General features: G+C 68.4%; 6 protein-coding genes and 2 pseudogenes. 2 read left to right on the top strand and 6 right to left on the bottom strand.

Annotation, left to right across the window (positions count from 1 at the left end):
- Positions 1 to 699: 699 nt before the first annotated feature.
- The 4 genes and pseudogenes from EQG76_RS21530 to EQG76_RS33575 all read right to left on the bottom strand — a co-directional run.
- Positions 700 to 1,029: pseudogene (locus tag EQG76_RS21530) on the bottom strand (IS481 family transposase); the annotation flags it as partial.
- Between the two features lie 888 nt (positions 1,030 to 1,917).
- The gene (locus tag EQG76_RS21525; protein ID WP_159716380.1) at positions 1,918 to 2,766 is read right to left on the bottom strand and encodes an alpha/beta hydrolase; all 849 of its coding nucleotides are present in this window, start codon (positions 2,764 to 2,766) and stop codon (positions 1,918 to 1,920) included.
- Positions 2,767 to 3,347: 581 nt separating this feature from the next.
- Positions 3,348 to 3,986 (bottom strand): tetratricopeptide repeat protein, encoded by a 639-nt coding sequence (locus EQG76_RS33580; RefSeq protein ID WP_407925558.1) that lies wholly within the window; start codon positions 3,984 to 3,986, stop codon positions 3,348 to 3,350.
- Positions 3,987 to 4,039: 53 nt separating this feature from the next.
- Positions 4,040 to 4,228: pseudogene (locus EQG76_RS33575) on the bottom strand (tetratricopeptide repeat protein); the annotation flags it as partial.
- Positions 4,229 to 4,637: 409 nt separating this feature from the next.
- Here EQG76_RS33575 and EQG76_RS21520 point away from each other — a divergent pair.
- Positions 4,638 to 5,111: a DUF1003 domain-containing protein gene (locus tag EQG76_RS21520; RefSeq protein WP_159716379.1), complete on the top strand. Its 474-nt coding sequence runs from the start codon at positions 4,638 to 4,640 to the stop codon at positions 5,109 to 5,111.
- A 34-nt stretch (positions 5,112 to 5,145) separates the two neighbouring features.
- On the opposite strand, the gene EQG76_RS21515 is transcribed toward EQG76_RS21520, so the two are convergent.
- On the bottom strand, positions 5,146 to 5,697 hold the full coding sequence (locus EQG76_RS21515) for a molybdopterin-dependent oxidoreductase (protein WP_159716378.1): 552 nt from the start codon (positions 5,695 to 5,697) through the stop codon (positions 5,146 to 5,148).
- Between the two features lie 74 nt (positions 5,698 to 5,771).
- Complete coding sequence (locus tag EQG76_RS21510; protein WP_159716377.1) at positions 5,772 to 7,070, bottom strand: NAD(P)/FAD-dependent oxidoreductase; 1,299 nt, start codon at positions 7,068 to 7,070, stop codon at positions 5,772 to 5,774.
- A gap of 108 nt (positions 7,071 to 7,178) precedes the next feature.
- Between EQG76_RS21510 and EQG76_RS21505 the strand changes: the two genes are divergently transcribed.
- Positions 7,179 to 7,385, top strand: a 207-nt coding sequence (locus EQG76_RS21505) for a DUF6065 family protein (protein ID WP_235031495.1), incomplete at its 3' end; no start/stop codon positions are given.

Here is a 7,385-nt window from a genome sequence, read left to right as displayed (position 1 = left end):
CCGGTTGGTGAACTGGATGCCCCCGGATCAGGTCCGGGGCAGGCTGTTGTCGGTCAGCACGGTGTGGATGGGCAGCGTCCACGGACGTGGTGGAATTTCAGCGTCCTTAGGGTTGTAGATGGTGGTCATCGGACCGGTGGTTCAGGGTGGAGTTGCGAGACTTCCTCTTGAACCGACGAGGATCCGATGACCAAGGACAGATTGCCACTGGCAGAACTCCTGCAGAAGGCCGGTGACGGTGACTTCCTGCGTGCGGTGGCTGAGGCTGTACTGCCGATCCTCCCTCCCGGTCCTGCTGGACCGGGCTCCTCTGGAGGTCGGATGAATGGCGTGCTGGCCATTCATGGAGGGCGACGTGGAGGGTCTGAGTCGAGCTTCCTCAAGGGCCTGCTCGAGCGTGGCCTCCCCTCGACCGGCTCTTGCCGTCGATCCTGCGGATGACGGATCGTTCGCCTCCTGACGAACGATGGTGTGGAGCTGGTCATCACCGATGCCCATGAGGGCCAAGAGCACGCAAGCGCCAAGATCCTGGGCGCCACGTCCCAGCGGTGCCGGGTGCTCCTCGCTGTTCTCCTGAAGGGCGTTCCTGCGAAAGCCGGATGATCCGTCTGCTGACGGATCATGGATGAGGAACGCTCTCGCGCACGTGCCCATCGGGCTTCAGCCCGATCCCCCGGGGATGCCCGCACAGCGGACAGGCCGTGCCAAGTAGCGGTGCAAAGACGAGCGGGTGAGGGTGCGGGAGGGTCGGCTGCAGGCTGTAGAGGCAGTCGTCCAGCGGCAGCAATGCGTGCCGGCGGAAGGCGACGATGATCGCCTCTTCCTCCAACGTCAGCACGGCCGACCGGGGCCTCCCCAGGGCCCATCCGCGCGCCGGCAGTCGTCTGCCGCACGGCGCCGCTTCCGGATGGTGGCCGGGTCTGACGCCGTAGCGCTTGGGCCAGCGTCCTCACGCTCTCTTGCGTGTAGTTGGATCGCCCGAAGGACCGCCTCAGTGGTAGTGGCGCTGCCGAGGAGAATCCGGCCCATAGCGCTTCGCTTGCCGCATGATGGTCAACTATACCACCACACTTCGGGATCCAACATCTAGCCTGTGCCCGGGTGCCATCCGCTGAACCCCGATGACCGACGGTCGGCCTGCCGCACATGATCTACCCTGGGCGACCATGCCCCTCGGTCGGGCGGGACACCCGCGATCCTCCCCGAGAGGGGCGGCATAATTGGCAGCGCGTCGTTTCGAGCGGGAGAAGCGGGACGGCATGGGCCATTCGCTTGGCAGGATCTGAATGAAGGGCTCGGGGGCGGGGTCTCGCTGTTCGTCCCTGGCAGCTGGGGAGGGGTCTGAATGCGCTGGATCGCGCCTCGGTCGTCGGCGCCCCACGCTACATCCACGGAGCCAGGACAGGGTGCGGACGAGGAAGCCAGTGGCCCGCGATCGCCGCTCCTCGTGCAGGAAGTCGTAGCCCAGCCCTCACCGGCTCTGCTCGGTGATGCGCCTCAGCCGGCTCCTGCTGGCGTCCCCTCTGATGAGCGGATCGAGGCGATTCTGACGCTCGATGATCGGCCTTCGGACCGGGTCGGCTTCCTGTCGGATATACTAGGCCGCCCGCGCTGATAGTGCCGCACCGGCTCGCCGGGCTACAGAGCTTCTGGCCTGCGGTGAGTGGCCGTCTACCACCTTGCCGGAGTGCGACCGGAAGGGGCGATTCTGAAGAGCGGCTACGCCTTCCCAAAAACGATCCCGCCATTCGCGCTTCGTGCGTGTGGAGATACCGAGGCCGCCGTCACCGCCGGGTCCATCCCGAGGAGCGGCGTTGTCCAGGCACTCTCGTGCAGGCGGTTCGTGCTGCGGTGCTTGCCCGCGCCGATCACCTTCAGGCGTCCACGGGTGATGAACGACCTCCTTGGGAGCCAGGGCTAGCGGTCGTTCACGGGTACCGCTTCCAACGGCTCGGCCGCCTGCACCGCCCGGAGTGCCTGCTCCAGGAGCTGGTCGAACTCCGGCAGGTCGTAGAGCGTGACGTGATCCGCCTGCGGCACGGTGGCGACCAGCACCGGTCGGGCGAGCCGCGCCACCAGCGCCTCCGTCCTGGTGGGCGGCACGATCCGGTCGCGGCCGGCCGCGATGACGGCGACCGGCACCTGCTTGTCGGCAAGGGCCAGGTCACTGCGGAACGGGTGGCGCAGCAGCAGGCTGACCGGGGCGAAGAAGTAGCGCTGGCGGGCGACGGCCTCCACCGAATCGAACGGCGTGACCAGGATCGCCCCGTCTACCTGGCCCTGGCCGGCCAGCTGAGCGGCCACGCCGCTGCCGATGCTGTACCCGATGGCGAACATCCTGAGCGGCTCCGCCATCACTTCCAGCCCGAGCAAACGCTCTGCCTGTGCGCGCAGCAGGAGCGCATCGGCCACCAGCGCTGTTTCGGATGGCGCGCCCTCCGAGGGCGCATAGCCACGGTAGTGGAATGCCAGGAGATTGACGTCCGGCAGCCGCTCGGCGGTGAAGATCAGGCAGTCCTCGGCATTCCAGGCATTGCCGGTGAACAGGAGCGCGATGTCCCGGCTGCCGTTGCGGCGCAGGGCATGGCCCACCAGCCGGTGGCCATCCGCGGTCACCAGCTCGTGCCGCACCGTACCCTCGGGCAAGGGCAGCATGCCGCGTCTGGTGGCTCCATGCGGGAACAGAAGCCCATCCTGAGCCAGGTAGAGGCTGCCGACGATCGCGAGATACAGGGCCAGGATCAGCGCCAGCCAAGGCAACATCATTCCCATCCGGATCCAGTTCTTCCGCTCGACCTGCTGGCTCGCAGTCGGGAGCCGCCAGCGCAAGTGCCGGCATGGCTGGATTGTGCGAAGACCATGACAGGTTCGCGACAGCGGCATACCAGTTCTCGTCAACCGGAATCGGCCCGGCAGGGTGCCCCGGAGGCACCACGGGCCCGCCCCGCTGCTGGAGGAAAACCCGGGCGAAGCCAAGCCTGTCGCGGGTTTGCCGCCGAGCCACCCGCCATGCTCCACACCCGAATCCCGAAGGTCATCCACGCAGCGGTGGACAACTTGGGCGCCCGGCGACCGGTGTCGCGTGCCGGCCACGCCGCAAGCCCCGACCCGGTGCATTGCCTGTGGACGTTCTCGTCCTGTTCTCGTAGGCGATGTGCGATTTTACCCCTTAAGGTAGAAGTCTACACTTTATCTTCCCGTGGAAGAGGCAATGACCTCCTGAAGAGGACCGTCAGGAGCAGGCACTGGTAGCGTGCTTATGACATATCAGAGGACTCGACGAAGCTCGCCAGACCGGGCGTGCCTGGAAACGATCATGAGTAGATTCAAGCAGAGAACAATGCCGGTCACATCGCGCGCGCGAAAGGCCGCCTCGCAGGTGAGCGGTCCATCTTCCTAGATCTAGCGGAGTCCGAACCGCCCCCGGGATCACATTCATCGGGTCGGCCGCTGATCCGACGCCGTAGGCAGCATGGTACAACCGCAGGCAACGGCGGGTGGCGAAGTACGGACTGCCTTGGCGCAGGTGCGGGGCGGCGTGGGACCGGCACCCCGTCCGCATGTTCGTTGCGCTTCGGGAAGCGGCAACGACGCAGCACGAGCAAGGATAGGCAGGCTAGAGCCACGGGCAGCCCCGGCCCGCATGAGCGATGGCGCGCTCGATGGCGTGGGCAATGCGTGGGTGGCCGCTCCTCAGCCAGTCTGGCTCGGCGGGCGTGATACCGGATGGTTCGGCTTGGACGGCGTACAGGCGCAGCGCGGCCTCGTCGGCATCCTCCAGCCAGCACAGCCTGCCAGGCGGCAGCAGCGGCCGGCCATTGCCGCACCTGCTGGGCCAGCACTGCTGCCGCCTGGGCAAAGTCGCCGAGTGCGGCAAGCACCTGGGTGAGCTCGATCCGCGCGGCGGGATGATCCGGCAGGAGGCCGAGCAGTTCCTCCAGCGCGCGGCAAGCAGGCGCGGCGTCACCCGTCCGGCGCAGCAGCACCGCCCGGTTGTAGCGCACCCTGGCCCTGGCACTACCTCGCCCAGCGTTACCGCACGGTCCGCCGCCTCCAGGGCGAGCGGATGCTCGCCTGCTTCGAACAGCGCCACCGCCAGCAGGCACAGCAGATCGGGATCACCCGGCCACAGCCGGACCGCGGCTCGGGCCGCCTCGAGTGCGGCACGATGCTCACCTGCGGCGAGTGCCCCCTGTGCGGCCCTGGCATGCCCTGCGACCCGGCCCACTACGCTCGCATGATCCTCCCATCGTGTCCGACGGGCGCGGCGCGCCCGTCGGCTTTGCGGCCGGCGATGGCCAACCGCGAGCTCGCTCGCCAGAACATGCAGCACCCGCCCTCGCTGCCGAGGCAAGGCCGTGCGAGGTCCGTTCCAGACGGGGGAAGCATGTCATGGTCAAGGCAGTCTGCCGCCACTCCGCCACCCCTGCCAGATCTGCGGCCGGATCCTGCCACGATGCGAACTCAGGCCGCTGCCTCTGGTGCGCGAGCAGGTGGTGGCCCTCATGCAGGCCGAGCATCCCGAGCTCGATCAGGCCGGCTTCGTCTGCTGTGTCGAGCTGGACCATTAACGGGCGGCTCATGTTCGTCGGCTGCTTCAGGAGCAGGTCGGCGAGACGGCCCCGTTCGACGAGCTGATGCTGGACCATCTGAGAGGGTACGCACTGGTCACGGCACCGGTCGATGGCGAGATCGACCGCAGCATCAGCTTCGGGCAGCGCCTGGCGGACCGGGTGGCATCGTTCGGCGGCAGCTGGTGCTTCATCGGGATGTTCACCCTGCTCCTGGTCCTGTGGATGGCGCTGAACACCTATCTCTTGCGCCAGGCGGCGTTCGACCCCTACCCCAACATCCTGCTCAACCTGATCCTGCTCTCTCTTGCGGAGGTCCAGGCACCGGTGATCATGATGAGCCAGCATCGGCAGGAGACCCGGGACCGCAAGCGTGCCGGAAACGACTACCTGGTCAACTTCAAGGCCGAGCTGGAGGTCCAGCTCCTGCACGACAAGCTCGATCACATGCTCCATCACCTGTGCGAACGGCTCACGGAGATCCAGGACATCCAGATCGAGATCATGCGCGCGCGCCAGGACCGCAGCGGCGAAGCGTGAGGTCGGCGCAAAGTCTGGCCCCTGCCCTGGCCGCTCAGTCGTCCGCCGCCTCGATGCTGGCGATCAGCCATACCCAGCGCGCGTGCCGGTCGGGCGAGGCCAGCTCCGGGTGTTCCAGCAGCGGATAGACAATCCGCGTCGGACCCTTGTGCCGGTGACCCAGCGGCCGGCCGTCGGCCCGGGTCGCCAGGATGACCGGGTAGTCCCGCCAGTCCTCATGCGGAATCACCGGCGCGTAGCCGTCATGCGACCGCACCAGGATGCGCGCTGCATCCCCGAGCCCGACATAGGTCAGGACGTCGCGCAGCAGCGGGCCCTCCAGGACGATCTGGCCCCGCTCCCAGGGCGAGACGGTCCGCACCCGCCAAGTGCCGAGCGCTTCCAGCTCGCCCACCGTCAGCATCCGCTCCTGCCCGTCGACCAGGCGGACGATCACGCCCGGCAGGCGCTCGGGTGCCAGGGGCAGCCGGACCGGCACGACGTCCGCGGCAGCCGCCGCACAAGCCGGCAGCAGCAGGGCCAGCATCATGCCGAGCAGCATCAGGCGGCTGTGCCAAGCACGGAACCGAAACGAGCACGTGGACATGCCAGCAATCCCGATGACCTGTCGGCACCTGCCAACGGGCACCGTCTGTCTAGCAGCATTTCATGAAGAAATCGTTATCGTTCCGCCGCACTGCCCAGGCGCCGGAGCCGGACATGATCACGCAGCTCCAGCCAGCCATAGAGGAGCTGTGCGGTGAGCGGTCCGAACACGCCGCCAGCCCAGGGCCGGCCGAAGCGGGCCAACAGGTCGATGCGCCGGTCACCTTCCAGCAGTGCCGCCGCGAGCAACTCGCCCACCGCCGTGGTGGTGCCGAGCCCGTGGCCACAGAACCCGGTGGCAAGCCAGAGGTTGGGACCCAGCGGCATGGCCAGCGGCATGCGGTGCCGGGTGAAGCCCATCCGCCCGGACCAGACGCGTTCGGCCGCCACGTCCCGCAACTGGGGGAACACCCAGTGGAGGTCCGCCAGCATGGCCGCCTCCAGGCTGCGCGGCGCGTCGCTCAGACCAATCTTGCCGCCCCACAGGAGCCGCCCGTCCGGCAGCGGCCGCCAGTAGCCCATGGCGAACCGGTCGTCGAACACCGCATAGGGTGTCCGGATCGCGTCCCCCAGGTGCTGGCCCAGCGGTGCCGTCACCAGCGCATAAGTCATGACCGGCAGGAGAGCACGGGCGGCGCGGCCGTCTGGGTCCTGCCCATAGACGGAGGTCGCGAGCACCACCTGACGGGCGCGCAGCCGGCCATTAGCGGTGACCAGGCGGATGCCGCCGGGCTCGGGCACGAGCGCGTGCACGGGGCTGCGCTCGAACAGCCGGCCGCCGCCAGCCAGGACCGCTCGGGCATAGCCGCGGGTCAGCGCCAGCGGGTCCAGATGCACCGAGCACGGGTCCAATACGCCGCCGCGATAGACGGAGGTCCGGTACCATTCCCCCAGCCGCGCCCGGTCGAGATGCTCGAACGCCACCCCGTGCCGCCGGCGCAGCAGGTCGGCCCGCCGGCGCAACTCGTCCGCGTCGGCGAACAGGCTCGCCTCCACGATGCCGGGGGTCACTGCCGTGCGGATAGCATGACGCGCCACCCGTGCCTTCACCAGGGCCACGGCGTCCTTCGCCACATCGAACAGCACGGCGGCATCGGCACCCAGGACCGCCTCGACCCGCTCGTCGTCCGCTGCCCAACCGAGCTGCAGGAAGCCGCCATTGCGCCCGGACGCACCGTCGCCCACCTGCGCTGCCTCCAGCACGACCGGGCGAGCGCCGCGCTCGACCAGCGACAAGGCAACCGCAAGTCCCGCCAGGCCGCCGCCCACCACCGCGATCTCGGCATCCTGATCGCCTGCCAGGGCGGGAGCGCCAATCGGCGGCTCCGAATCCGGCAGATCGTAATAGATCGGGATGCTGCACGCGGACGACACTTCTGCCCTGCTCCTCTTGCTGACCCTGGGCCGGTCCCTGGCGGCGATTGTGCTATGTCGCGATGGCGCGCACAGCTGGCAACCACGCCTGGCTGCCGGAGACGCCGCGTGCGCCTGATTTGCTACACGCTCCACGACCAGAAGCCGCTGATCCGCCCGGCACCGGTGGAGCGCGACTGGATGGACCGCTCCCCCGAAGCCTTCGCCTATCGCTGCCTGCCGCTCGACATCGCCAATGCCCATGGCTGGGAGGTGCTGTGCCCGGCGGGTTTCGAGGCCACTTGGGACGGCGGGACGGCGGCGGATGCGATCACC

This window comes from Geminicoccus flavidas, from assembly GCF_009806515.1.
Taxonomy (GTDB): Bacteria; Pseudomonadota; Alphaproteobacteria; order Geminicoccales; family Geminicoccaceae; genus Geminicoccus; species Geminicoccus flavidus.
The sequence above is the reverse complement of the archived record's forward strand: the minus strand, read 5'-3'. Positions and strand labels throughout refer to the sequence as shown.

Coding starts and splice junctions, on each gene's coding strand:
- EQG76_RS21525 (WP_159716380.1), bottom strand. CDS start 2,766: ATGATGTTGCCTTGGCTGGCGCTGATCCTGGCCCTGTATCTCGCGATC.
- EQG76_RS21520 (WP_159716379.1), top strand. CDS start 4,638: ATGCTGGACCATCTGAGAGGGTACGCACTGGTCACGGCACCGGTCGAT.
- EQG76_RS21515 (WP_159716378.1), bottom strand. CDS start 5,697: ATGTCCACGTGCTCGTTTCGGTTCCGTGCTTGGCACAGCCGCCTGATG.